The 24,201-nt window shown below is 64.8% G+C and carries 19 protein-coding genes, 2 tRNA genes, 2 rRNA genes and 7 pseudogenes (1 of these 30 running past the window's edge); 7 read left to right on the top strand and 23 right to left on the bottom strand.

Features of this window, described 5'->3' with window-relative positions:
• Positions 1 to 64: 64 nt before the first annotated feature.
• The 6 genes and pseudogenes from E6W36_RS10160 to E6W36_RS23980 form a co-directional block, all read right to left on the bottom strand.
• Positions 65 to 346: pseudogene (locus tag E6W36_RS10160) on the bottom strand (murein hydrolase activator EnvC family protein); the annotation flags it as partial.
• Between the two features lie 843 nt (positions 347 to 1,189).
• Positions 1,190 to 1,933 (bottom strand): annotated as a pseudogene (gene surE / locus E6W36_RS10150) (5'/3'-nucleotidase SurE).
• On the bottom strand, positions 1,930 to 3,255 hold the full coding sequence (serS, locus tag E6W36_RS10145) for a serine--tRNA ligase (protein WP_222872514.1): 1,326 nt from the start codon (positions 3,253 to 3,255) through the stop codon (positions 1,930 to 1,932). Before serS ends, surE begins: the two are co-directional and overlap by 4 nt.
• Positions 3,256 to 3,326: 71 nt before the next feature.
• Positions 3,327 to 4,728, bottom strand: a pseudogene (locus E6W36_RS10140) (NAD(P)H-dependent flavin oxidoreductase); the annotation flags it as partial.
• A 168-nt stretch (positions 4,729 to 4,896) separates the two neighbouring features.
• On the bottom strand, positions 4,897 to 5,850 hold the full coding sequence (locus E6W36_RS23985) for a DUF885 domain-containing protein (RefSeq protein ID WP_281277287.1): 954 nt from the start codon (positions 5,848 to 5,850) through the stop codon (positions 4,897 to 4,899).
• Between the two features lie 8 nt (positions 5,851 to 5,858).
• Entirely contained in the window at positions 5,859 to 6,698 is an 840-nt protein-coding gene (locus tag E6W36_RS23980) for a DUF885 family protein (protein ID WP_281277286.1), read from the bottom strand.
• Positions 6,699 to 7,030: 332 nt separating this feature from the next.
• Between E6W36_RS23980 and E6W36_RS10130 the strand changes: the two genes are divergently transcribed.
• Positions 7,031 to 7,426, top strand: a complete 396-nt coding sequence (locus tag E6W36_RS10130) for a hypothetical protein (protein WP_222872513.1) — start codon at positions 7,031 to 7,033, stop codon at positions 7,424 to 7,426.
• Positions 7,312 to 8,274 carry a methyltransferase family protein gene (locus tag E6W36_RS10125; RefSeq protein ID WP_222872512.1) on the top strand — a complete coding sequence of 321 codons (963 nt, stop codon included), beginning with the start codon at positions 7,312 to 7,314 and terminating at the stop codon, positions 8,272 to 8,274. Before E6W36_RS10130 ends, E6W36_RS10125 begins: the two co-directional genes overlap by 115 nt.
• A gap of 31 nt (positions 8,275 to 8,305) precedes the next feature.
• On the opposite strand, the pseudogene secA reads toward E6W36_RS10125, so the two are convergent.
• The 14 genes and pseudogenes from secA to E6W36_RS23360 all read right to left on the bottom strand — a co-directional run bounded on the left by secA (position 8,306) and on the right by E6W36_RS23360 (position 19,580).
• A pseudogene (gene secA / locus E6W36_RS10120) lies at positions 8,306 to 11,052 on the bottom strand (preprotein translocase subunit SecA).
• Positions 11,053 to 11,162: 110 nt separating this feature from the next.
• Positions 11,163 to 11,612, bottom strand: coding sequence for a hypothetical protein (locus E6W36_RS10115; protein ID WP_222872511.1), 450 nt, complete (start codon positions 11,610 to 11,612; stop codon positions 11,163 to 11,165).
• A 25-nt stretch (positions 11,613 to 11,637) separates the two neighbouring features.
• Positions 11,638 to 11,713: transfer RNA gene (locus E6W36_RS10110), tRNA-Pro, on the bottom strand.
• A 118-nt stretch (positions 11,714 to 11,831) separates the two neighbouring features.
• Positions 11,832 to 12,317 (bottom strand): tetratricopeptide repeat protein, encoded by a 486-nt coding sequence (locus E6W36_RS10105; RefSeq protein ID WP_246048314.1) that lies wholly within the window; start codon positions 12,315 to 12,317, stop codon positions 11,832 to 11,834.
• Positions 12,233 to 12,769 carry a tetratricopeptide repeat protein gene (locus tag E6W36_RS10100; protein WP_222872509.1) on the bottom strand — a complete coding sequence of 179 codons (537 nt, stop codon included), beginning with the start codon at positions 12,767 to 12,769 and terminating at the stop codon, positions 12,233 to 12,235. The genes E6W36_RS10105 and E6W36_RS10100 overlap by 85 nt, the downstream gene beginning before the upstream one ends.
• The gene (locus E6W36_RS22055; protein ID WP_222872508.1) at positions 12,697 to 13,638 is read right to left on the bottom strand and encodes a tetratricopeptide repeat protein; all 942 of its coding nucleotides are present in this window, start codon (positions 13,636 to 13,638) and stop codon (positions 12,697 to 12,699) included. The genes E6W36_RS10100 and E6W36_RS22055 overlap by 73 nt, the downstream gene beginning before the upstream one ends.
• Positions 13,545 to 14,204 (bottom strand): tetratricopeptide repeat protein, encoded by a 660-nt coding sequence (locus E6W36_RS10090; protein ID WP_222872507.1) that lies wholly within the window; start codon positions 14,202 to 14,204, stop codon positions 13,545 to 13,547. The genes E6W36_RS22055 and E6W36_RS10090 overlap by 94 nt, the downstream gene beginning before the upstream one ends.
• A 60-nt stretch (positions 14,205 to 14,264) precedes the next feature.
• Entirely contained in the window at positions 14,265 to 14,630 is a 366-nt protein-coding gene (locus E6W36_RS10085; RefSeq protein WP_222872506.1) for a hypothetical protein, read from the bottom strand.
• A gap of 99 nt (positions 14,631 to 14,729) precedes the next feature.
• Positions 14,730 to 16,083, bottom strand: a pseudogene (gene prsR / locus E6W36_RS10080) (PEP-CTERM-box response regulator transcription factor).
• Positions 16,076 to 16,951, bottom strand: coding sequence for an XrtA/PEP-CTERM system histidine kinase PrsK (prsK, locus tag E6W36_RS10075; protein WP_246048312.1), 876 nt, complete (start codon positions 16,949 to 16,951; stop codon positions 16,076 to 16,078). Before prsK ends, prsR begins: the two are co-directional and overlap by 8 nt.
• 73 nt (positions 16,952 to 17,024) lie before the next feature.
• Positions 17,025 to 18,170 carry a hypothetical protein gene (locus E6W36_RS10070; RefSeq protein WP_222872505.1) on the bottom strand — a complete coding sequence of 382 codons (1,146 nt, stop codon included), beginning with the start codon at positions 18,168 to 18,170 and terminating at the stop codon, positions 17,025 to 17,027.
• Positions 18,171 to 18,198: 28 nt separating this feature from the next.
• Positions 18,199 to 18,303: a hypothetical protein gene (locus E6W36_RS23370; RefSeq protein ID WP_425459731.1), complete on the bottom strand. Its 105-nt coding sequence runs from the start codon at positions 18,301 to 18,303 to the stop codon at positions 18,199 to 18,201.
• A gap of 172 nt (positions 18,304 to 18,475) precedes the next feature.
• A pseudogene (locus tag E6W36_RS23365) lies at positions 18,476 to 18,720 on the bottom strand (sugar transferase); the annotation flags it as partial.
• 518 nt (positions 18,721 to 19,238) lie between these two features.
• Positions 19,239 to 19,580, bottom strand: a complete 342-nt coding sequence (locus E6W36_RS23360; RefSeq protein WP_246047516.1) for a hypothetical protein — start codon at positions 19,578 to 19,580, stop codon at positions 19,239 to 19,241.
• 346 nt (positions 19,581 to 19,926) lie between these two features.
• On the opposite strand from E6W36_RS23360, the gene E6W36_RS10060 reads away from it, so the two are divergent.
• From E6W36_RS10060 to E6W36_RS10050, 5 genes and pseudogenes are all read left to right on the top strand, one after another.
• The gene (locus E6W36_RS10060; RefSeq protein ID WP_246047514.1) at positions 19,927 to 20,112 is read left to right on the top strand and encodes a DUF1289 domain-containing protein; all 186 of its coding nucleotides are present in this window, start codon (positions 19,927 to 19,929) and stop codon (positions 20,110 to 20,112) included.
• Positions 20,109 to 20,890 (top strand): annotated as a pseudogene (locus E6W36_RS22050) (sugar phosphate nucleotidyltransferase). Before E6W36_RS10060 ends, E6W36_RS22050 begins: the two are co-directional and overlap by 4 nt.
• The gene (locus tag E6W36_RS22045; RefSeq protein ID WP_342776644.1) at positions 20,880 to 21,086 is read left to right on the top strand and encodes a hypothetical protein; all 207 of its coding nucleotides are present in this window, start codon (positions 20,880 to 20,882) and stop codon (positions 21,084 to 21,086) included. The pseudogene E6W36_RS22050 and the gene E6W36_RS22045 overlap by 11 nt, the downstream one beginning before the upstream one ends.
• On the top strand, positions 21,005 to 21,493 hold the full coding sequence (locus tag E6W36_RS22040; protein ID WP_425459730.1) for a cupin domain-containing protein: 489 nt from the start codon (positions 21,005 to 21,007) through the stop codon (positions 21,491 to 21,493). The genes E6W36_RS22045 and E6W36_RS22040 overlap by 82 nt, the downstream gene beginning before the upstream one ends.
• Before the next feature lie 44 nt (positions 21,494 to 21,537).
• On the top strand, positions 21,538 to 21,819 hold the full coding sequence (locus E6W36_RS10050; protein ID WP_342776642.1) for an Mpo1-like protein: 282 nt from the start codon (positions 21,538 to 21,540) through the stop codon (positions 21,817 to 21,819).
• Positions 21,820 to 22,075: 256 nt separating this feature from the next.
• Here E6W36_RS10050 and E6W36_RS10045 read toward each other — a convergent pair.
• From E6W36_RS10045 to E6W36_RS10035, 3 genes are all read right to left on the bottom strand, one after another.
• A tRNA-Met gene (locus E6W36_RS10045) sits at positions 22,076 to 22,151 on the bottom strand.
• Between the two features lie 141 nt (positions 22,152 to 22,292).
• Positions 22,293 to 22,407, bottom strand: a 5S ribosomal RNA gene (gene rrf / locus E6W36_RS10040).
• Positions 22,408 to 22,486: 79 nt separating this feature from the next.
• Positions 22,487 to 24,201: ribosomal RNA gene (locus E6W36_RS10035) — 23S ribosomal RNA — on the bottom strand (it continues 1,059 nt past the right edge of the window).

Genomic DNA, 24,201 nt, shown 5'->3' with positions numbered 1-24,201 from the left:
GAGCGGCTCGTGGTTCCTCAAGCTCACCAAGAGCGGTTCTTTCAAAATGACCCGCTCCCGAGAGTCAGCTGGCGTTGCTGCGGCGTGGCAGCACGGTCTGCGGATCGACCGGCCGCCGGCCCTGGCGCACCTGGAAGTGCAGTTGCGGACGGTCGACGGAGCCGGTCGCGCCGGCGCGCGCGATGACATCGCCCTGGCGCACGGTATCGCCACGCTGGACCAGCAGCGCTTCGTTATGGCCATACGCCGTCACCCAGCCGCCGCCATGCTTGAGGATGACCAGCCAGCCGAAGCTCGGCAGGTCGTCGCCGGCATAAGCGACCACGCCGTCCGCGGCCGCGCGTACGGCCGCCCCCGGGTCGCGGCAAGGTTGACACCTTCGTTCTTGCGGCCGCCGGGCTTCGGGCCGAAGCCGGACAGAATGCGACCGTCACTCGGCCAGTTGAAGCCGGGCCGGGCCGCGATTGCGGCCGGCGGCGCAGGCTGCAGGGCCTTGGGCGGTGGAGGCGGATTGGCGGACTGCGCGGTCGCTGGCGGCACCGGCCTGGGTTGCTCCTGCGGGGCAGGCTTGGGTTGCTCCTGCGGGGCCGGCTTGGGTGGCGCAGGCTTGGCGGCCGGCGGCGATTTTGCCTGATTGAGCACGATCTGGGCCGTCGTCTGCGCCCCGGCCTGGGTCGCAGCCTGCGATGGTGGGGACACCGCAGGCGACGCGGCCGGCGCGGTCGCGGTCGGCAGCCGCAGACGCTCCCCAGCTTCACGCCATAGGGAGCCGCCAGCCCGTTGATACGCACCAACTGCGACAGGCTGACGTCATAGCGCTCGGCGATGCCGGACGCCGTGTCCCCGCGCCCGACGATGTGATAGCGCGCGCCCGGCACTTGAAGCGTCTGCCCGGCTTGCAGCGCATAGGGCGGCTCCAGGCCGTTTGCCGTCACGAGATCGCGTACCGTCGCCCCTGTCCGCCGGGAGATGGCGTACAGCGTGTCGCCGGTCACAACCTTGACCATCTGCCCCTCGACCGTCACCAGCTTGCCCGGCGGCGCGTCCGGCGCTGGCGGTGCCGGTTGCGGCCTGGCGGCGGGGTTTGGGCGCTGTCGCGGCTGCCTTACGCGGCGGCCCCAGGTCGCGGGTCGTTGCCACTGCAGGCGGCGAGCAGCAGCAGGGCGATGGGCCAGGCTCTAGCCACGGTTCAGCACGGCCCCAGCGCTGCCATCTGTGCACGGTGCGTGAGGTTGAGCTGCAGCGGCGTGACCGAGACATAGCCCTCGCTGACCGCGCGCAAGTCGCTGGCTGGGCCGGTTTCCAGAAAATCGCGCCCGAGGCCAAACCAGAAATAGCGGAATCCGCGCACGTCCGTGCGCTCAACCACCTCCAGACGCCGGTGATCGCGCAGGCCCTGCTCGGTCACGCGCACGCCCAGCGCCGGGCCCATGGGAAAATTGATGTTGATGAGCACGCCCTCCGGCCAGCCCTGCGCCAGCAGCGCCCGGATCAACCTCGGCGCTTGCGCCTGCGCGGTCTCGAATGCCTCCTCGCCGACCGCGCGTTCGGCGGTTTCCTGGCTCAGCGCGATGGCCGGCACGCCCGCAAGCGTCGCCTCGATCGCCGCCGAGACGGTGCCGGAATAGGTGACATCCTCGGCAAGGTTGACGCCGCGATTGACGCCGGAGAGCACGAGCGTCGGCGGGCGGCGGCACGATATGGCCGAGCGCCATCATCACCGCATCGGTTGGCGTCCCGCGCACGGCGAAGCGCTGCGGCGCGAACTGCTGGATGCGGATCGGGCTGACCAGGCTGAGCGAATGCCCGGCCCCGATTGTTCGTCGGCCGGCGCTACCACCCAGACGTCGTCGCTGAGCGCGCGCGCGATCCGCTCCAGCACGGCGATGCCGGGCGCATGGATGCCATCGTCGTTGGTGACCAGTATTCTCATGCGCTCAGGCGGGTCAGCCCGCCCATGTAGGGCTGCAGGACCGCCGGCACCGCGACCGAGCCGTCCGCCTGCTGATAATTCTCCAGCACTGCGACCAGGGTGCGCCCGACCGCCAGACCTGACCCGTTGAGGGTGTGCACGAAGCGGGTCTGCTTCTCCCGTGCCCTCGTGCGCGCGTTCATGCGCCGGGCCTGGAAGTCGCCGCAGTTCGAGCAGGAGGAAATTTCCCGATAGGTCTGCTGGCCGGGCAGCCAGACCTCGAGGTCATAGGTCTTGCGCGCGCTGAAGCCCATGTCGCCGGTGCACAGCAGCAGGGTGCGGAACGGCAGCTCCAGCGCCTTCAGCACGGCTTCTGCGCATTCGGTCATGCGCTCATGTTCTTCGTTAGAATGCTCCGGCGTCGTGATCGACACCATCTCGACCTTGTTGAACTGGTGCTGGCGGATCATGCCGCGCGTGTCGCGGCCGGATGCACCTGCCTCCGAGCGGAAGCAGGCGGTGAGCGCCGTCAGGCGCAAGGGCAGGCTTTCGGTGTCGACGATCCGGTCGTTGATCAGGTTGGTCAGATAGACTTCCGCCGTCGGGATCAGCCAGAACCCGTCCGTGGTGTGGAACAGGTCCTCCTTGAACTTGGGCAACTGCCCGGTGCCGTAAAGCGCCTTGTCGCGCGCCAGCACCGGCACGTTTACCTCGGTATAGCCGTGCGTGCCGGTCTGCAGATCGAGCATGAACTGGCCAAGCGCCCGCTCGAGCCGCGCAATCTGGCCGCGCAGCACCGAGAAGCGGGTGCCGGACAGCAGGCCTGCGGTTTCGAAATCGAGCCCCAGCGGCGTGCCGATGTCGACATGGTCGCGCGGCGCGAAGGACATGGCAACCGGCGTGCCCCAGCGACGCAGCTCGACATTGCCGGCCTCGTCCGCTCCGTCCGGCACGTCGTCGGCCGGCAGGTTCGGGATGGTGGCCAGAATATCGTCGAGCGCCGCGCGCGCCGCCTCCGCCGCCTGCTCCTGGTCCGGCAGGTCGAGCTTTGCGGCGGCCACGTCCACCTGCAGCGCGTCGATCTTCTCCAGCAGTTCGCGGCGATGCTCCTCCTGCACCGGGTCGTGGGCGTCTTCCGGGATGCGCTTCAGGTTGCCCATGGCCTGGCCGATGTCGCGGGACAGCGCGTTGATCTGCGCCTGCGCGTTCTGGGCGGCGGTGAGTGCCGTACGCAACCGCTGGTCGAGTTCCAGCACCTCGGCCGCGCGCGGCGGCAGGCCACGCCGGGCCAGACCGGCGTCGAAGGCGTCAGGAGTCTCGCGGATCGCGCGGATATCGTGCATGGGCCGGCCTCAAGCGGTGGATGCGCGCTTTCTGGCGGGGATCGGCCACAATGGCAAGGGCGGGCATCAATCCCCGTGACGAGGCGATCCATCAGTTCCTTGACCGTCGGCACATAGCCGTTCGAATAGAACGGGTCCTGCGCGAACCGGTAGGCGTTGTGACCGGCGAACATCAGGTTGTTGTCGATGTCGCCGCCGTGGGCGATGTCCTGCAGGGTCTTCTGGATGCAGAAGCTGCGCGGATCGGCCATGCGCCCGGTCGAGTTCTTCTCGTTGTCGGCCCAGCTGGAGAAGCTGCACTGGCTGAGGCAGCCCATGCAGTCGGTCTGGTCCTTGCGGATTTCGCTCTTTTCCTCGGGGCGCACGAACACCAGCGTGTTGTCCGGGGTGCGCAGCGCCTCGGTAAAGCCGAGCGCCGCCCACTCGCGGGCGCGCAGCAGATCGCCGCGGGTGACGAACGCCTTGCGGCCCGTACCGTAGCCGGCGACATCCAGCTCGAAATCATGGTCGCCCGCCCGCTCCAGGCTGTAGGCGATCTGCCGCTCCGAGCGCTGTTCCAGATTGCGCAGGAACCGGTTCTTGACCGCCGAGGAGAAGAAGCCGGTCGGCGAGAAGCGATGCAGCAGCACGTCACCGGGCAGCAGCTTCAGCAGCGCCTGCTTCCAGCTTTCCGGGATCGGGCTTTCCTTGGTGACCAGCGGCCGGGTGCCGAGCTGGAACGCGATCGCGCCCAGGTCCTTATTGTCGATCCAGTCCCGCCATTCCTTCAGGTTCCAGACACCGCCGGCCATGACGATCGGCACGCTGTCCGCGATGCCTTCTTCCCGCATCACCTGGCGCAGCGCCAGCACGCGCGGATAGGGGTCCTGCGGCAGCAAGGGATCTTCGGCGTTGGAGAGGCCGTTGTGGCCGCCGGCCCGCCATGGATCCTCATAGACCACGGCACCCAGCAGTTCGGCGACGCGCGAGTACGCCCGCTTCCACAGCAGGCGGAACGCGCGCGCCGAGGAAACGATCGGGTAGTAATGCACGCCGTACTGGGCGGCGATTTCCGAGAGCTTGAACGGCATGCCCGCGCCGCAGGTGACGCCGTGGACCAGCTCGCGCGTTTTTCCAGCACGCCATGCAGGACGCGCTGCGCGCCGCCCATTTCCCACAGTACATTGATGTTGAGAAGGCCTTTGCCGGACGCCACCTCCCACGCGCGGCGCACCTGTTCGATGCCGCCGGCGATGGCGTATTTCACCAGCTCGTCATGGCGCTCGCGGCGGGTGCGGCCGAAATAGCGCTGGGGACGATGCTGCCGTCCGCCGCGTAGCTGTCGGCGTTGACGGCCGAGACCGTGCCGATGCCACCCGCAGCCGCCCATGCGCCGGACGACAGGTGGTTGGTCGCCGAGATGCCCTTGCCGCCCTCGATGAGGGGCCACACTTCCTTGCCGCCCAAACGCAGCGGCGAAACGATCGCAGTCATGCACGCCTTTCCTATTGCCAGTCAGCAAACTTAGGCAAAATTGTGGCGCGATGCAAACCCTGTGCGCGGGATTGTCTCAGTTCGCTCCCATAACGTCACAGGCCAGACCGCATGCCGCGATCCAGCCTGTGCGCAATTGGTTAACAAGAAATTACGAACTGCCGGGACTTACGCCTTCCAGGCGCGAATCTTGGCTTCCAGCACCTGCATGGGCAGCGCGCCGGTGTTCAGCACCTCGGCGTGGAAGCCCTTGATGTCGAACGTGTCGCCCAGACGCTTGGTCGCCTCGGCACGCAGGCGCGTGATGGTGAGCTGGCCGATCTTGTAGGCCAGCGCCTGGCCGGGGATGGCGATGTACCGCTCCACCTCGGCGCGGGCGTCGGTCTCGCTTTGCGCCGAATTGTCGAGGAAGTACTGGATGCCCTGCTCGCGGGTCCAGCCCTTGGCGTGGAGGCCGGTATCGACCACCAGGCGCATGGCGCGCAGCATCTCGTCGTCCAGGCGGCCGAAATACTGGTAGGGGTCGCCGAACATGCCCAGTTCCTTGCCGATCGACTCGGCATAGAGCGCCCAGCCCTCGACATAGGCCGTATTGCCGCCGAACCGCATGAACGGCGGCAGCGAGGTATTCTCCTGCGCCAGGCTGATCTGGAAGTGGTGGCCGGGGATCGCCTCGTGCAGGAACAGCGTTTCCATGCCGAAGCTGGTCCGCGACGGCAGATCATAGGTGTTGACGTAGAAGACGCCGGGGCGCGAGCCGTCCGGCGTGCCCTGCTGGTAATAGGCCCCGGCCTGGTTCTTCTCCAGGAACTCCGGCACCGGGCGGATTTCCAGCGGCGATTTCGGCGTCAGCGCGAACAGCTCCGGGATGCGCTTCAGCACCTTCGCCTCGACGCCGCGATAGGCGGTGAGCAGCGCGTCCTTCGACTCGAACTTGAACTTGGGGTCGTCGCGCAGGTGCGTGAAGAAGGCCTTGAGGTCGCCCTTGAAGCCCACCTGGTCCTTGGTGGCGTTCATCTCGGCGGTGATGCGCGCAACTTCCGCAAGCCCGAGCTTGTGGATCTCGTCGGCCGTCATCTGGGTCGTGGTGTGGCTCTCGATGAGGTATTGATAGATCTTCACGCCGTCCTTCATGGACGCCAGGCCGGACGCTCCGACCGGCTGGCCGGCAGATAGGTCTCGACCATGAATTTCTCGAGCCGCCGGTAGGCCGGCATCAGCTTGTCGGCAATGGTCGCCCGGTAGGCGGCGGTCAGGCGCGCCTTGTCGGCGTCCGAGAAATCAGCCGGCAGCGCCTTGATCGGCAGATAATAGGGGCTGTCCTCCAGCGGCAGCTTGGTGATGGTCTGCAACTGCTCGATGACATTCTGGCTGACCACCTTGGGCTGGACGTGGCCGTCCCGGATGCCCTGCGCCATGAGCTTCTGCGCTTCGTCCAGGAAGGTGATGAAACCGTCGCAGCGCTTGAGGCCGTTCTCGTAGTCGGCGACCGTCTTGTAGGGCGCTGCCGACTGGCCGGACTGCAGGTCCGGGAAGAAGGTGTGCACGCCGGTGAAGTGGTCGATCGGCAACTGGCGCTGGATCTGGACGATGCCGGTGTCGAAAGCCTTGAGGCCGAACTCGGTCTGATACTTGAAGACGTCATAGGCGATCTTGTCGACCGGGCCGAGCTGGGCGCGCGGAATCGCCAGCAGGCGCTTCAGCTCGCTGCGGCTATTGGCCTCCGACTGCTTGTAATAGGCCTCGCTCAGATAATCGCCGAACTGATCGGCGTAGCGCATGTCGCCACGGAACAGGCCCGAGAGCGGGTTGAGCTTGAGGTTGGTCTCATCGCTGTCGATGAACAACTGGCGCAGCGCCTTGGCCGGGCCGTCCGCGGCGGTCTGGGCGAAAGCGGCCGGACTGGCGAAACCGGCGGCGGCGGCGGCGAGCGCCGCGTTGGTGACGAAGTTGCGACGGGTGATAGCCATGTTTGCTCCTTGCTCTCCCTCGCCCATGCAGGGCTTACCGTTATAGTATGGCAACACGCTTAGGCCCATGCCTTTGCCCGCGCAACAATCGTGCAAGCGCCCTGCGACCAACGCATGGCCCTGCGCGTCCAAGCGATGGCGGGCGACAGGCGTGTTTCATGACAGAATATTCCCGCTCGCCCTGAGCCTGTCGAAGGGCAGCGGCGGTGTGCCTCATGGTTCGTCAAGCTCACCATGAGCGGGAGGAAACGCGTCCAAGCGATGGCGGGTGACAGGCGTTGCGTCGCCCGGCCATTTTGGCCAAGGGTAGCCCCAGACAACCGCGAGCCGCCATGACGCCCCAGACCTCCCGCCCACGCTCGGCCGTGCGCCCGCTCACCACTTATGCCGGGATGGCGATGTCCGTCGCCTGCCTCTGGCTGGTGCTGCCCTATGCGCCGCTCGACTACCAGAAGTCGGTGCTGCTGGCGCTGTTCGTCGCGGTGCCGATGATCCTGCTTGATCTGTTCGTGTTCCGGGTCGACCGCAACGACAGCTCCGGGCTGGCCCCGGCTTCGTCAACGCTCTCCATCCGCACCGGCTGCTGCGCAAGCTGGTGGGTCTGGCGGCGTGCATGGGAACGATCGGGCTCGCCTACTGGGCGTTCCCGGAATATGCCGGCGACTTCTACGATCCGTTCTGGGCCGCGCTGCGCTGGGTGCTGCCGCTGTTCCTGCCGGCGACCCTGATCTACGTCGTCTATGTCGATCTGCGCCAGCAGGAGCCGGAGGATGTGTATGCCCGGCTCGGCGCGATGCTGCTGAGCGGCGCAGCACCGCCCGCCGGGCTGGGGACGCTGGCGCGCACCTGGGCGGTCAAGGGCTTCTTCCTGCCGCTGATGTTCGTCTACCTCACGCAGGACATGGGCTTTGCGACCGCCGCCATCAGCAGCGGCGCGCCGCGCGGGTTCATGGCCTGGTACGACCTGCTGTACCGGCTGATCTTCACGTTCGACGTGCTGTTCACGATCATCGGCTATACGCTCACCGTGCGCCTGCTTGATGCGCATGTCCGTTCGGCCGAGCCGACCATGTTCGGCTGGACGGTCTGCCTGATCTGCTATCAGCCGTTCTGGAGCCTGATCTCCAACCAGTATATCCGCTACGATGATCCGCTATACTGGGGCAGCGCGCTCGAGGGACTGCCGGCGCTGCAGGTCGTCTGGGGCTGCGCCATCCTCGCCTGCGTGATCGTCTATGTCTGGGCGACCTTCTGCTTCGGGCTGCGCTTCTCGAACCTGACCGCGCGCGGCGTCATCACCCACGGGCCGTACCGCCTGAGCAAGCACCCGGCCTATGTCGCCAAGAACCTGTCCTGGTGGCTGATCTCGGTACCGTTCATCCCGAGCGGCGACTGGTCGCAGGCGCTGAAGCACTGCGTCCTGCTCGGCCTGCTCAATCTGGTCTATGTGCTGCGCGCGATCACGGAAGAGCGCCACCTGGCGCAGGTCGAGCCGGCATACCCCGCCTATCAGGCCTGGATGCGCGACCACGGCCTGTTTGCGCCGCTCGCCCGGCTGGTGCGGCAGGGCCGATAAAGCCCGATCGGCTGAGGTGGAAGCGCAGCCGTCAGGCCGTCGCGCCGTGACAGTGCTTGTACTTCTTGCCCGAGCCGCAGGGGCACGGCTCGTTGCGACCGGTGTTCCACCAGGTCGTCGGGTCGGCCAGGTCGACGCCGGACGTGGCCGCGGCTGGCGCCGTCAACGCGACACCGCCGAGCCCGGACAATCCAGCCCCGAAGAAACCGGCACTGACCGTCGTATCCGGACCAGCCTCGTTGTGCCCGGTCGTCGGGTCGATGTGGGTCTCCTGCAGGCCGTCGAGCACCTCGCGCGGCATCGGCTCGAAGCGGGCGAGGCTGGTGGTCTGGGAGACCGCCTCGCGCACGCTGGCCAGCATGCGCTCGAACAGCGCGAAGGCCTCCGCCTTGTACTCGTTGAGCGGATTGCGCTGGGCATAGGCACGCAGGTGGATCACGGCGCGCAGGGCATCGAGCGTCGCCAGATGCTCCTTCCAGTGGTGGTCGATCGATTGCAGCAGGATCGACTTTTCCAGCCACACCCATTGATCGCGGCCGACGGTCTCGATCTTCTGTTCGATCTGGGCGTCGGCGGCAGCGGTAATGCGCTCGATCAGCATCCGGGTTCGACCGCCTGCTCCTGCAGCCAGTCGTGGATCGGCAGCTCCAGCCCGAAGATGCGCGCCACCTCGGCCTTGAGCGTGTCGACACCCCACTGTTCGGGGTAGCTGTTGGGCGGACAGGCGGCTGCCACCAGCACGTTGACCGTCTCGCGGCGCATGTCGGTCACGACATCGGTCACAGCCGCCGAGTCCATCACGTCCCGGCGCTGTTCGTAGATGACCTTGCGCTGCTCGTTCATCACATCGTCGTACTGGAGCAGCTGCTTGCGGATATCGTAGTTGCGCGCCTCGACCTTCTGCTGCGCCTTCTCGATCGCCTTGGAAATCCAGGGTGGGTGATCGCCTCGCCATCCGCCAGGCTGGAGTTCATGACCTTCTGCAGCAGGGTCTGCTGGCCGAAGATACGCAGCAGGTCGTCTTCCAGCGACAGATAGAATTTCGAGCGGCCGGGATCGCCCTGACGGCCGGAGCGTCCGCGCAGCTGGTTGTCGATGCGCCGGCTCTCGTGGCGTTCGGTCGCCAGCACGAACAGGCCGCCCGCGGCCAGAACCTCCGCCTTTTCAGTCGCGATTTCCGCCTTCAGGCGCTCGCGCACGGCTTCCAGCTCCGCAGGATCGGTCACATGGCTGTGCTCATCGCTCAGGCGGAACTCCAGGTTGCCGCCAAGCTGGATGTCGGTACCGCGGCCCGCCATGTTGGTGGCGATGGTGACAGCACCCTTGCGGCCAGCCTGCGCAATGATATGCGCTTCCTGCTCGTGGTAGCGCGCGTTCAGCACCGTGTGCTTGACGCCGCGCGACTTCAGGAATTCGGACAGCATCTCCGACTTCTCGATCGAGACCGTGCCCACCAGCACCGGCTGACCCTTGACGACAGCGGCTTCGATTTCCTTGACGATCGCCTCGAACTTTTCCTTGGCGGTGCGGAAGAAGTCGTCGTCGTCGTCCACGCGCTGCACCGGCACGTTGGTCGGGATTTCGACCACGTTCAGCTTGTAGATGTCGTAGAATTCCGCCGCCTCGGTGGCGGCGGTGCCGGTCATGCCCGCAAGCTTGGGGTACATGCGGAAATAGTTCTGGAAGGTGATGGAGGCCAGGGTCTGGTTTTCCGGCTGGATATCCACCCCTTCCTTGGCCTCGACCGCCTGGTGCAGACCGTCCGACCAGCGGCGACCGTCCATCATGCGGCCGGTGAACTCGTCGATGATGATGATCTTGCCACCCTTGACGATATATTCCTGGTCGCGCTGGAACATCTTGTTGGCGCGCAGGGCCTGGTTCACGTGGTGCACGACCGTCGTGTTCTCGAAGTCGTAGAGGTTCTCCGACTTCAGCAGACCCGATGCCTGCAGCATCTGCTCGACCTTCTCCGTGCCGCCTTCGGTCAGGATGATGGAGCGCTGTTTCTCGTCCTTCTCGTAATCTTCCTCGACCAGCTGCTTCACGACCTGGTCGACCGCCATGTAGAGCTCGGACTTGTCCTCGGTCGGGCCGGAGATGATCAGCGGCGTACGCGCTTCGTCGACCAGGATCGAGTCGACCTCGTCGACGATCGCGAATTGAACGGGCGCTGGACCATCTGCTCCAGCGTGTACTTCATGTTGTCGCGCAGGAAATCGAAGCCGAATTCGTTGTTGGTCCCGTAGGTTATGTCCGCGGCGTAGGCGGCGCGGCGTTCCTCGTCGTCGAGGCCCGGCACGATCACGCCGACGCTCAGCCCCATGAATTTATAGATGCGGCCCATCCATTCGGCGTCGCGCTTGGCGAGATAATCGTTGACCGTGACGACATGGACGCCCTTGCCGGTCAGCGCGTTCAGGTAGACCGCCAGTGTGCCGACCAGGGTCTTGCCCTCACCGGTGCGCATTTCGGCGATTTCCCGCGATGCAGCACCATGCCGCCGATCATCTGGACGTCGTAGTGCCGCAGCCCGAGCGTGCGCTTGGCGGCTTCGCGCACCGTGGCGAACGCCTCCGCCAGCAGCGAGTCCAGCTTCTCGCCTTCGTCCAGGCGCTTGCGGAAAATGCCGGTCTGGTTGCGCAGTTCGTCGTCGGACATCGCCTCCATCGTCCGCTCATAGGCGTTGATGCGGGCGATCAGCGGACGCAGCGACTTCACATAGCGGTCATTGGACGACCCGAAGAGCCGCCGGGCAACCGTCGCAAGACCTAACATGGAAAACCTCTATACCCTGTTCATGAGCGGGGTGGCGGACGCTTCGCCTGCCCCGTGGGCGCAGCGGCGCACTGGCCCCAAGCGTTCGCGACATAGGAGTGACCGCCCACTTAGTCAACCAATGGCCCTTGTGCAGCGCGATAAGCGGCAGCACCCGGCACCGTGGCGGCCACCCGGTTATAGCGCAAAACCGCCTCCTGCACGTTGCCGTCGCGAAAGGCGCTGGCCAGCCGGGCGACCTCGGCGGCCTGGGCGCAGAGATGCGAGCCGCCGGCGATTTCCATGGCGGCTTCCAGCGCCGCCTCCGCCCGCGCACGCTCGGGCGGGGTCATGCCGGGGTGCCGCTCGATGGCGTCAAGCGCGTGCCGCAGCGGCAGGGCGGCGGGATCATCAATGGGCAGCAGAGTGGCAAGCTGGCGCGCCAGGGCACGCCGCTGCACCAGCACCGCCTCCAGCGCATGCCAGGACGCGGATGCATCCGGCGGCCTGGACAGCACAACGGCGGCGGTCACTCCGACCGCGAACAGCGCAACCACGGCATAGGCGACCCAGTCTGGCATAGCGATCCTGCTGCAGGGGCCGGACTGGTCGGAGCGACAGGATTCGAACCTGCGACCCCAGACCCCCAGTCTGATGCGCTACCAGGCTGCGCTACGCTCCGACCGAACCGGCTTCATAAGTGCGCCAGCCCGGTCATGCAAGCACCTGTTACTTGCAGTCGTGTCTCAGCTTGAAAATCCGCTCAAGGCGAGCGGGCGGACTTTCAAATAACCCACTACCTATTTACCGGTCGACTTGATGTCCGAGAGCATGGCGCGCGCCTGTGTCAGGGTGTCGAACGATTTGTACTTCGCCAGCAGGCTTTCCAGCTCCTTCACGGCGTCGCGCGTGCGCCCGTTGGCGCGGTAGCCTGCGGCCAGGTGGAAGCGCATGTCCGGGTTGTCTGCGCGCTTCTGCACCGCCTGTTGCAGCAACAGCAGGCCACGCTTGGGGTCCTTGTTGGTGCGGATCAGGTGCCAGCCGAGCGTGTCGGCGATTTCCGGCGAGTTCGGCGCCAGCTTGTACGCGCCTTCCGCCACGATCTGGGTGCGCGAATCGTTCTTCAGGTCGTAAATGAAGGCGATGTTGTTGAGGATGGCGGCATTCTTCGGCTGCTTGCGGACGACCGCCTGATATTCCTTCAAAGCGGCGTCATAGCGCTTGTTGGCCAGGTAGATATCCGCCACGCCGACGCGGATGATGACATCGTTCGGGTTCTTGGCCAGCCATTCGCGCAGGACAGAGATGCCTTTGTCCGGCTGGTTGGCCCAGATAGGCCTGGCTCAGGCGCACCGCCACCTGCCGGTCGAACTTCACCTTCTTCGCGGTCTCGTAAGATGCAACCGCTTTGCCGAAATCCTTGGCCCATGTAGATGTTGCCGATCGTCATGTCGGCGACGTTCTGGTTGGGGTATTCCTTGCGCAACTGGTTGGCGTAGCCCAGCGCGACGCTGTAATTGCCCTGGTTCGCCTCGAAGTTCACCAGGTCGATCAGCACCGGTGCCAGTTGCTGCCCCTTGATGGTCAGCGCGCGCTGATAGGTGGCGCGGGCATCGGCGATCTGCTTGTTCGCCGCCTGCGCCCGCGCGAGCAGCACCCGGGCGTTCACATTATCCGGCAGCAGCCCGATGATGCGGTTGTAGACACGAACCGCATCGCCATAGTTGTTCGAGGCCATGTGCGCGGACGCAAGAATTTCCAGCGCCGCGGAATTCTGCGGGAAGTCACGCTCCAGGAGGTTGCCTCGTTCAGCGCGCCCTTCTTGTCGCCAAGCTTGAGGTAAGTCTGCACCAGCGCCAGGCGCGGCTGCAGCGACTGCGGGTTGGCGCCAACCGCCTTGCGCAGCCAGTCCAATTGCTCGTCGGTCTTGTTCTGCTGGCCGGCCAGATTGGACAGCGCCAGCATGGTGCGCAGGTTGCCGCGATCGGTATCGAGCACCCGCAGCAGCTCGCGCCGCGCTTCGTCGAAGCGCTTCTGCGCCACCAGGAGTTGTGCCAGGTTGCGGCGTGCTTCGTGGTAATCCGGCTTCATTTCCAGCGATTTGCGGAAATTCGCCTCGGCGAATTTCAGGTTGTTCAGTCCCAGGTAGGCCGCGCCGAGCATATTATAGCCGATCGGCAGCTTCGGATAGGTCGCGATCAACCGCTTGGCCGATGCCTCCGCCACCTTGAAGTTGCTGGCGCGCAGATCGATGAGCGTCGTCATCATCAACGCCTGCAGCGACTTGGGGTCGATGCGCAGCACGTCCTGAAGGTCTTCGGTCGCGCCGCGGTTGTCGCCGGTCGCAACCCGGGTCATGGCGAGCTGGGTGCGCAGCGCCTCGGCGTTCGGCTCTGCCGCCACCGCCTGTTCGAAATACTTCTGCGCGGTGTTGAAATCGCCCTTGCGCGCATAGGCCGAGCCCATGAGCGACAGCAGCCGCGGGTCCGCCTCGCCCTTGTCGAACAGCGGTTTCAGGGTGGTGATCGTCCCATCCGCATCGCCCTGGCGCATGAGCGCCGCGCCATACATGCGCCGCGCGACCGCCGAGTTCGGCGAGGCCGCCACGGCGTCGCCGAGGTACTTCTTCGCCTGCTCCAGGTTGTTGGTCTCATAGGCGATCGCCCCTGCAGCAGCATGGCCGGCGGATATTTGTCGAGCGCGCCCTTGGTGCGGGTCATGAGGCCCTGCGCGCCAGCATAGTCGCCGGTGCGGGCGCGCATCACCGCTTCAAGGTAGAGGCCGAGCGGATGGTCCGGGACCACGGCGAAAACCTTCTTCAGGTCGGCGCGCGCTTCCTGTTCGCGGCGCAGGTCGACGTAAGTCGCAGCGCGCTCGATCAGCGCCTCGAAGTTACCCGGGTCGATCTGCAGCGCCTGGTTGAAATAGCCGAGCGCCTTGGCCAGGCCTTCCGTGCCGCGCGAGAGATCGCCCTTCAGCATCAGCGCCCGCACATTGGTCGGCTGTAATTTCAGTGCAGCGTCGACAGCCGAGACCGCCGCCGGAATGTTCTTGGCGCCGGCCTCAAGGCGCGCCTGTTCCAGCTTCACCCGGACATTGCCCGGGTCCGCGGCTTCGGCGGCGCTCAATTCCCGGTTCGCCGCATCCGGGTTCTTAAGGCCGGATTGCGCCATGGCGCGCACGCGCGGCGTCGGCCCGGAACGGCGTCGGGATCGAAGTGGCGTCGGCTTCCTTCAGCGCATCGGTGAACTTGCCCTGCAGCACCAGCGCTTCCGCGTAGAGGTGGCGGGTGTCATCACGGAGGCGCCGAGGCGGCGCGCCGCCTCGATCTCTGTCTGCGCCGGAATGCCCTGCCGCAGTTCAATGTAGGCGCGCGCCAGCACGATGCGGGCGCGCGGGTCGTTCTGGCCGGCGCGCTGGCTCTTGCGCAGCTCGGCGACCGCCTCGCGGGCGCGGCCCTGGTTGATGAGTTGCTCGGCCTTGGCGATGCCCGCCGCCTGGGCGAAGGCTGGCTGGCCCGACAGGGCAACGCCGGAGGCGGCGGTCAGGCTTGCAATGGCGGCGGTCAAGGCGAGGCGGTTCAATCGGTGCAGGCTCATGCGCAATTCCTTGGAAGAAGCGGGACAGTGTTCTGTTCTGGAGGGCCTATCCTGTTGGTTGCGGCCAGCATCAGCCCGGATGCTTGTGCCATGCTTTCGTTACACCTGTATTTTATACTGCTTCAGCAGGTCATAGAAGGTCGGCCGGCTGATGCCGAGCAGCTTGGCGGCAGTGGAGATGTTCCCGTCCGCGCGCGCCAGCGCCCTGCGAATGGCGCGACGGTCGGCATCCTCCGGACCTGCTTCAACGGCAGCAGACGCTCGTCGCTGGTCTTGCCTTCCAGGTCCAGATCCATAGCGGTGAGCCGTGGCCCTTCCGACATGATGACCGCCCGCTTCATGCGGTTTTCCAGTTCCCGCACATTGCCCGGCCAATGCCAGGCGTCGAGCGCCTGGAGCGCATCGAGCGTAAACCCCTTGAGCGAACGGTTGAGCTCGCCGTTGAGCTTGTTGAGGAAGAACTGGGCCAGCAGCCGGGCGTCGCCATCCCGCTCGGCCAGCGAGGGATGTTCACGACGATTTCCGCCAGACGATAATAGAGATCCTCGCGGAAGCGGCCGGAGGCGATCATGTCGTCCAGGTTCTGGTGGGTTGCGCAAACGATGCGCACGTCTACCTCGATCTGGCGGCGGCCGCCGATCCGCTCGATCACGCGCTCCTGCAGGAAGCGCAGCAGCTTCACCTGCAAGGGCAGCGGGATATCGCCGACCTCATCGAGAAACAGCGTACCGCGCTGGGCAAGCTCGATCTTGCCCTCCGTGGTCTTGACCGCGCCGGTGAACGCGCCCTTCTCGTAGCCGAACAGTTCCGCCTCGAGCAGGTTCTCCGGGATCGCCGCGCAATTGATGGCGACGAACGACTGCTTGGCCCGCGGGCTGGCATCGTGGACACCGCGGGCCAGCAACTCCTTGCCGGTACCGGAGCCGCCGAGCAGCATGACGGAGACGTCCGCCGCCGCCACCCGCTCGATCATCTGGCAGACCTTCTGCATGTTCGGCGAGCCGGTGATGATGCCGCCGAAGGCGCGGTTGCCAATGTCCGCCGCCAGCCGGCGATTTTCATCCTCGATATCGGCCAGATGAAAGGCGCGCTTCACGATCATGCCGAGCTCATCGAAGTCGACGGGCTTCTGGTAGAAATCGTAGGCGCCGTGGGCGATGGCGCGCAGGGCGCTCTCGCGCGCGCCGTGGCCAGAGGCGACGATCACCTTGGTCTCGGGCTTCAGGTGAATGATTTCCTGCAGGGTGGCGAACCCTTCGCTCACGCCGTCCGGATCCGGCGGCAGCCCGAGGTCCAGTGTCACCACGGACGGCATTTCCGCGCGCATGATCTCCAGGGCGGCCGCGCGGTCGCCGGCCACAAGCACGTCGTAATTCTCGTAGGACCAGCGGAGCTGGCGTTGCAGCCCGCTGTCGTCTTCCACGACAAGCAGCTTAGGGCGTTGGTCAGCCATCAGGCCTCAGCCTCCTGCAAAGCGACCGGCAATACAACCGTAAACACAGACCCTCTCCCTCACGGCTCTGCACCTCTATGCGACCGCCATAGCCTTTGACAATCTCCCGCGCTTCATAGGCCGATGCCGAAGCCCCAGGCTTGGTAGAACGGAAGGGCGTAAATAATTCGTTACGGATGAACTCCTCCGACATGCCGACCCCGCTGTCCATGACCTCGACGCGCGCCGCATCCCCACCGTTGCGCAACGCGACCTGAATCGCTTCGCCGTCGCGCGAGGCCTCGATCGCATTCTGGATCAGATGACCGAACACCTGTTCCAGCTTCGCCTCGTGGCCGCGCACGCGGGCTGCGCCGTTCGCGTCCAGCGACAGGCCGGGGTAAGCGTGCGCCTTGGCGGCGACCATGCGCTCCAGGAGTGCGGCGAGGTCGACAGCCTCGCTGTCCGAGCGCTGGATGTTATGCTGCTTCAGCCGCGCCAGCAGGTCGTTCATCTTGTCGACCGAGGACTTGATGGTCAGCATCATGTCACGCTGGAATTCCGGATTGTCGGCGTGGCGCTCGGCATTGCGCGCGACCAGGGACAACTGGCTCACCAGATTCTTGATATCGTGCATGATGAAGGCGAAGCGGCGGTTGAACTCCTCGAACTTGCGCGCCTCCATCAGCGCGGCTTCCGATGCCTGCTCCGCAAGATAGCTCGCCGCCTGCCGGCCGACCGTGCGCAGCAGGTCGAAATCCTCCCAGTTGAGGGTGCGCGGCGAGCGCGGCGTCTCGATGATGAGCAGGCCCGCGAGGCGCTCGAGGTGGATCAACGGCACACCGAGCCAGACCCGGCTGTCCGGTCCCGCCCAGTCCGGTACGGTCAGGTCGCCGTAATCCCCTCGCCCTCGCGCAGTTCGTCGAAATTCACGATCCGCTGACGCTGGGTGACATAGGTGATCAAGGGTCCGTCCGCCGCCTCCACGCCGCTGCGGGCCGTGCGGAAATTCCAGCGCGAGGCCAGGCCGAACGCGCCCGTCTCATCCGGCAGCCACAGCGCGCCGCCGGGCGAGTCCACGATGTCGCAAACCGCCTGAATGACACGCGCGTGCAGGCTGGACGGCTCCGCCGCCGAGCCGGACAGAGTGGCGATAAAGCGCAGCCACTCCTCGCGGTAATCGTATTTGTAGGCGAAAAATGCTTGTTGATCTTGACCTTGGCCCAGGCGCGGAACCGCCCGGACGACATGACGACGATCGCCATCATCACGCACGCGAACAGGAAGCTGACCTGCAGCAGCCCGCCGATGCTGCCGCCGATCAGCCGCAAGCCATAGGACGCGAGCGACATGGCGATGAAATAGCCGCCGATGCCGATGAGCGAGAGCGACTGGAACACAACCTGGCGCGAGACCTGGATATCAAGTTTCCACAGGCGATTGCGCCGCGCCGACAGAATGATGAGCGGCACGACCAGGAGGTTGACCATGCCGCGGGCGTTGATGAGCGCCTCTCCGGGCGACCCGTTCAGGATGGTCAGGGTGTAGAGGTTGAGATCGTAGGCGAACAGGCCGCCGACGCCGATGCACAACGAGCGGATACCCCAGCGATGCATGGGATTGGCGTTCACATAGACATTATGCACCAGCACCAGGCCGCCGATGGCGCAGGCCAGCCGCCCGACCAGAAACAAAGGCGAGATCAGCGGATAGGACTGCGCCCAGGACTGGGTGAGGCCGGCGAGGTGCGCACCGTCCGCCAGGATCTGAAACGCGAAAATGAAGCTCAGCGCCACCGCCCAGAGGAAGGAGTGGCTGATCTGCTCGCTCACCCGCCAGAAGCGCACCAGAAGCGAGGCGAGGAACATGATCCAGGCCGCCGTGCGCACCGTCTCCATCAGCGAGACGATGGCCGCGCGCTCGTGCAGCAGCATGTCGGAGGTCAGGTTGACGATGTTCCACAGCGCCGTCGTCAGCGCCGCCACGACCAGCCACAGGCTGGACGCCGTCTGCTCCCTGCGGGACAGCAGGATCGCCGCCAGCGCCAGAAACCCGGCCGCGGCGAGGCCGTGGCTCAAGAGCCCGACACTGGAGAGTTGCTCGTGCATGCCGCCTCCCGCAGGCGCTACTCAGCGTTTACCGCACGCCATCCTGCCAAAGTACCACACGAACCGTCTGGATCAGGATCAGAATATCCAGAAAAACCGTGTAGTTCTTCACATAGTAGAGGTCGTATTCCAGTTTGTGGCGCGCATCCTCGATCGAGCGCCATACGGGTAGTTGAGCTGCGCCCAGCCGGTGATGCCGGGCTTCACGATGTGCCGTTCTGCGTAGAGGGAATGTCCTTCACCAGGTCGTCGACGAAGAACGGCCGCTCCGGCCGCGGGCCGACAAAACTCATATCGCCCTTGAAGACATTGAAGATTTGCGGAATTTCATCGATCCGCGTCGCCCGGATCAGCCGGCCGACGGCGGTGACCCGGGATCGCCCTTCTGCGCCCATTGCGGCGTGCCATCCTTCTCCGCGTCCGTGCGCATGGAGCGGAACTTCATGATCCGGAAGGCGGCACCATACAACCCGACCCGCTCCTGGCGATAGAACACCGGGCCGGGGCTGGTCAGCTTGATGGCGATGGCGGTCAGGACCAGGATCGGCATGGTCGCCAGCAGCAGCAGGGCGCTGGCGGTGATGTCGAACAGCCGCTTGAGCACGGCGGACAGGCGGTTCGAGGCCAGAAACCCGTCCGAGAAGATCAGCCACGAGAGGTTGACGCTGTCCAGATCGACCCGCCCGGTCTCGCGCTCGAGAAAGCTCGACAGATCGTAGATGCGCGTGCCCAGCACCTTGGTCGCCAGCAAATCCTGCAGCGGCAGCGCCCCCGCCGCTCCTTCATGGCAAGGACGACTTCCTCCGCCTGCTCCTTTCCACAAGCTCCACCAGGGTGCCAACCTCAGTCCTGTCGACGGCCTGCGCGACTTCCGTCTCGTCCGGTGCCATGCGCACGAAGGCGGCGACGCTGAAGCTGGCGTTCGGCTGCTCCGCCAGTTCACGGATGCGGCTGGCGCGCGCGCCGGCGCCAGCACCACAATCCGCCGCCGGAAGCGGTTCCAGACCACAAGGCGGCTGAAAATCACGCGCAAGACGAAGACGCCGATGATCGAGAAGACCGTCGCGATCAGCAGCACTGAGCGCCAGAGCGCAACAATCGGCACCAAAAGAAGATCACCGACAGGCCGACGAGGCCGACACCGCTCGCGACCATGACCCGGCTGATCGATTCCCGCACCGAGCGGCAGGCGGAGGCCTGATAGGCGCCGACCGCCAGATACGCAACGTACATGACGACGCCGAAGGTCAGAATTTCGGGGATATTCCCGACGACGGAGCCGGGCTGGCCGCCGATCTGATAGACGCGCACCCGCCAGCCGAGTTCCGCACTGGCGATCAGCACGAAGAACTCGAGCAACCCCAGCACAAGCAACGGGGTCGGCACATAATGTTTGAAAACGCGGATCATGCGTTACCTGCACCCCATCATCCCATGCGCCGCGCGCCAGGCCCCGCCGTACTGGCTCGCACGCTGGGGTCGCCGAAAGCGGAGCATCGGCGCGGCGTACTCCGCACTGCACGGCGATGCCTGTTTCCAGAAGTGTCGGTTGGTACAGCCACGGTCCATTGTCAACTGCTGCTGCACCGCCGCAGTTTAAGATTTCGCGTATACCAGGGCGTAATCCCCAGTTTGAGGAACATTAACCATCTTCCGGGATCGCCCCGGTTGCCTTTGACGGCAAGAGTGTGGCATGCCCCAGCCCGAACATTGTGCAACGCGACATAGACCGGACACGCATGATTTCCCCTGCCGAATGCTCTGCCAACTTGACGCCAGCGGACGCTACTGCACCGGCTGCTGGCGGCACCGCGACGAGATTGCCGCCTGGCAGTCCTTGAGCGAGGCGGAGCGGTTGCAGATCATGGCGGCTTTGCCGGCACGGGAAGCCATGCTGCGCTCCGGCACCATCTGCGACTGGATCCGGAGCGACGCCGCATGAAAATCACCCCGGTCATTCTCTCCGGCGGCGCAGGCACCCGCTTGTGGCCGCTGTCACGCCAGCATTTCCCCAAGCAGCTGCTGCCCTGCACGGCGAGGCAAGCATGCTGCAGGCGACGCTGGCGCGGGTCGGCGATCCTGCGCGCTACAATGCGCCGATCATCGTCGCGAACGAGGACCACCGCTTCATCATCGCCGACCAGTTGGACGAGATTGGCGTCACGCCCCAGGCGATCATTCTTGAACCGACAGCGCGCAACACCGCACCGGCGATCGCGCTGGCCGCCCTGGCGGCGGCAGACGACGCCTTGCTGCTCGTGCTGCCCTCCGACCATGTGATCGCCGACACGCCGGCGTTCGACGCCGCAGTCGCAACCGCCGCTGACGCGGCCGCCGATGGCCGGCTGGTGACCTTCGGGATCACGGCGAGCCGGCCCGAGACCGGTTACGGCTATATCCGCATGGGCGAGGCCCTCGGGCCGGCGCGTGCGGTCGCAGCCTTCGTGGAAAAGCCGGATCTCGAGACGGCGCGCAGCTATGTCGAGTCCGGCGCCTATGTCTGGAACAGCGGCATGTTCCTGTTCCCAGCAAAGACTTCCTTGCCGAGCTTGGCCGCTTCGAGCCGGAGATTCTTGCCGCCTGCCGAACCGCGTTCGCCAGCGCCACACGCGACGGCGCCTTCCTGCGCCCCGGGCGGCCGCCTTCGCCGCCAGCCCGTCGAAGTCCATCGACTATGCGGTCATGGAGCGCACCGAGCGCGCGGCCTGCGTGCCGGCTGATCTTGGCTGGTCGGACGTCGGCGCCTGGTCCGCGCTCTGGGACCTCGGCACCAAGGACGCGGACGGCAACGTCCGCCAGGGCGACACCCTGGTCAGGACGCGCAGCGCAGCTACCTGCGCAGCAGCGGCCCGACCATCGCCTGTGTCGGCCTCGACGATGTGGTGGTGGTCGCAACGCCCGATGCGATACTGGTAGCCCACCGCGACCGCGTTCAGGACGTGAAGGCGATCGTCGAGCAGCTGGCCAAAAGCGGCCGCGACGAGCACCTGTTCCACACGATGGTGCACCGGCCCTGGGGCACCTACGAGATCACCGACCGCGGCGAGGGCTACCAGACCAAGCGCGTGGTGGTGAAACCGGGCGAGCGCCTGGCGCTGGCCAAGCACCAGAACCGCGCCGAACACTGGATCATCGTGCGCGGCATTGCGCGCGTAACCCGCGGCGACGCGACCTTCGTGCTTGGCGAAAACGAGTCGATCTACGTGCCCGCCGACACGCCGCACAAGCTCGAGAACATCGGCGCAAGCCCGCTGCACCTGATCGAAGTGCAATCGGGCCGCCTGCTCAGCGAAGACGACGTGGTGCGCTTCGAAAGCCGCTAATCCGCCGCTTGCCATCGGGCGCGCATGCGCGCACTCTGTGCCCCATGACGCGCTACACCACCTTCCAGGACTTCTGGCCCTTCTACCTGCGCGAACATGCGCAGCCCGGCACGCGGCTGATGCACTACATCGGCACGACGATCGGCCTCAGCCTGGTGCTCTATGGTCTCGTGACGGGCAAGTTGATCTGGCTGCTGGGCTTCCCGCTGGCCGGCTATGCCTTCACCTGGGCTTCCCACGCCTTCATCGAGCACAACAAGCCGGCAACCTTCACCTACCCGCTGTGGTCGCTTGCCGCTGACCTGCGCATGTGGGGCTGTGGGTGACTGGCCGTCTGGCCCCGCATCTTCAGCGCGCCGGCGTTTCCGTGGGTGGATTGCAGCCGGAAAGATAATCTAAAGCTTGATGACTTTACATTGATCCATCCGTCATCGCGAGGAGCCGCAGGCGACGCGGCGATCCATGGAAATACTGGTGTTCCTGGATTGCTTCGGCAGCTTTGCCGCCTCGCAATGACGATTCCAGCAAATGTCATCACGCTCTAAAAGATCAAGGTCCGCGGCGGCACGATGCAGAAGGTGGTGGTTGCGGGGCTGGATTTGAACCAACGACCTTCAGGTTATGAGCCTGACGAGCTACCGGGCTGCTCCACCCCGCGTCACCACAAGCGCGCTGCGCAGTAACGCAATAAGCCAGCACATGAGGCCTTGACGGCGGAGCTGGCGAAAGACAGGCCGGACGTGCGGCGGCCAGAACAAAGGTTCTGGCATCGTGAATGAGTTATTGCATCCGCTGCTAAGGCTGGCAGCGACCTACTCTCCCAACGCTTAAGCGGTAGTACCATCGGCGCTGTCCGGTTTCACGGCCGAGTTCGGGATGGGATCGGGTGGGGCACAGACGCTAAGGCCACCAGCCTGAGAAGCGGATGCTAGAAGTGCTGTGCTGAGCGAAATAACTGCCAATTTCAGGCAGTGCTGGCGTTGGTCGTGTGGACTCAAGCGCGAAAAGAGCAATTAGGACCAGTTAGCTGAATGGATCACTCCACTTACACATCTGGCCTATCAACGTGGTGGTCTTCCACGGCTCGATGAAACCTTATCTTGAGGCGAGCTTCCCGCTTAGATGCTTTCAGCGGTTATCTCTTCCGTACATAGCTACCCGGCTGCGCGGCTGGCGCCACGACCGGTGCACCAGAGGTACGTTCACCCCGGTCCTCTCGTACTAAGGGCAAGTCCTCTCAAGTTTCGACGCCCACGGCAGATAGGGACCAAACTGTCTCGCGACGTTCTGAACCCAGCTCACGTACCACTTTAATTGGCGAACAGCCAAACCCTTGGGACCTGCTCCAGCCCCAGGATGTGATGAGCCGACATCGAGGTGCCAAACGATTCCGTCGATATGAGCTCTTGGGAATCATCAGCCTGTTATCCCCGGCGTACCTTTTATCCGTTGATCGATGGCCCTTCCACGAGGAACCACCGGGTCACTATGACCGACTTTCGTCTCTGTTCGTCCTGTCGGACTCACAGTCAGGCAAGCTTATGCCATTGCACTCTAACAGCCGGTTTCCGACCGGCCTGAGCTTACCTTCGCACGCCTCCGTTACGCTTTAGGAGGCGACCGCCCCAGTCAAACTACCCGCCACGCAGGGTCCCTCTCCCGGTTTCACGGGAGCAGGTTAGATATGAAAAATCATCAGGGTGGTATTTCACCAGTGGCTCCACCGAAGCTGGCGCCTCGGCTTCAAAGCCTCCCACCTATCCTACACAAATAATTTCTCATACCACTGCGAAGCTGCAGTAAAGGTGCACGGGGTCTTTCCGTCTAACCGCGGGTACTCCGCATCTTCACGGAGAATTCAATTTCGCTGAGCATCTCCTGGAGACAGTGGGGAAGTCGTTACGCCATTCGTGCAGGTCGGAACTTACCCGACAAGGAATTTCGCTACCTTAGGACCGTTATAGTTACGGCCGCCGTTTACCGGGGCTTCAATTCGGAGCTCACCCCTCCTCTTAACCTTCCGGCACCGGGCAGGCGTCAGACCCTATACGTCGTCTTGAAGCCGACTTAGCAGAGTCCTGTGCTTTTGTTAAGCAGTCGCCACCCCTGGCCTGTGCCCCTCTTCAATGGTTGCCCAAAGAAGAGGCCTCCTTCTTCCGAAGGTACGGAGGCAATTTGCCGAGTTCCTTCAGGAGACTTCACTCAAGCGCCTAGGTATACTCTACCAGTCCACCTGTGTCGGTTTCGGGTACGGTCTATACGGGAGGGCTATTTCCTGGAACTGCTTCGAAGCCCAGCCAATCCAATAAGGCTAGACAACTTACGCAATCCGTCACTCACTCCCAGGCCCACGAATATTAACGTGGTTCCCATCGTCTACGCCCTTCGGCCTCGACTTAGGGTCCGGCTCACCCTGCGCGGATTAGCCTTGCGCAGGAACCCTTGGACTTTCGGCGACAGGGCATCTCACCCTGTTTATCGCTACTCATGTCAGCATTCTCGCTTCCGATACCTCCACGGTCGGTTACCCTCCCGCTTCACAGGCTTACGGAACGCTCCGCTACCGCTCTTTCGAACCCGAAGCTTCGGTGCACGTCTTGAGCCCCGTTACATTTTCGCCGCAGGAACCCTTAATTAGACCAGTGAGCTGTTACGCTTTTTTAAAGGATGGCTGCTTCTAAGCCAACCTCCTGGTTGTTTTGGGATTC

It is taken from the genome of Hankyongella ginsenosidimutans (genome assembly GCF_005144965.1).
GTDB lineage: Bacteria > Pseudomonadota > Alphaproteobacteria > Sphingomonadales > Sphingomonadaceae > Hankyongella > Hankyongella ginsenosidimutans.
The sequence above is the reverse complement of the archived record's forward strand: the minus strand, read 5'-3'. Positions and strand labels throughout refer to the sequence as shown.

Coding starts and splice junctions, on each gene's coding strand:
- serS (WP_222872514.1), bottom strand. CDS start 3,255: ATGCACGATATCCGCGCGATCCGCGAGACTCCTGACGCCTTCGACGCC.
- E6W36_RS23980 (WP_281277286.1), bottom strand. CDS start 6,698: ATGGCTATCACCCGTCGCAACTTCGTCACCAACGCGGCGCTCGCCGCC.
- E6W36_RS10130 (WP_222872513.1), top strand. CDS start 7,031: ATGACGCCCCAGACCTCCCGCCCACGCTCGGCCGTGCGCCCGCTCACC.
- E6W36_RS10125 (WP_222872512.1), top strand. CDS start 7,312: ATGGGAACGATCGGGCTCGCCTACTGGGCGTTCCCGGAATATGCCGGC.
- E6W36_RS10115 (WP_222872511.1), bottom strand. CDS start 11,612: ATGCCAGACTGGGTCGCCTATGCCGTGGTTGCGCTGTTCGCGGTCGGA.
- E6W36_RS10100 (WP_222872509.1), bottom strand. CDS start 12,769: ATGGCCTCGAACAACTATGGCGATGCGGTTCGTGTCTACAACCGCATC.
- E6W36_RS10090 (WP_222872507.1), bottom strand. CDS start 14,204: ATGGCGCAATCCGGCCTTAAGAACCCGGATGCGGCGAACCGGGAATTG.
- E6W36_RS10085 (WP_222872506.1), bottom strand. CDS start 14,630: ATGAGCCTGCACCGATTGAACCGCCTCGCCTTGACCGCCGCCATTGCA.
- E6W36_RS10070 (WP_222872505.1), bottom strand. CDS start 18,170: ATGCACGAGCAACTCTCCAGTGTCGGGCTCTTGAGCCACGGCCTCGCC.
- E6W36_RS23360 (WP_246047516.1), bottom strand. CDS start 19,580: ATGATCCGCGTTTTCAAACATTATGTGCCGACCCCGTTGCTTGTGCTG.
- E6W36_RS10060 (WP_246047514.1), top strand. CDS start 19,927: ATGCTCTGCCAACTTGACGCCAGCGGACGCTACTGCACCGGCTGCTGG.
- E6W36_RS10050 (WP_342776642.1), top strand. CDS start 21,538: ATGACGCGCTACACCACCTTCCAGGACTTCTGGCCCTTCTACCTGCGC.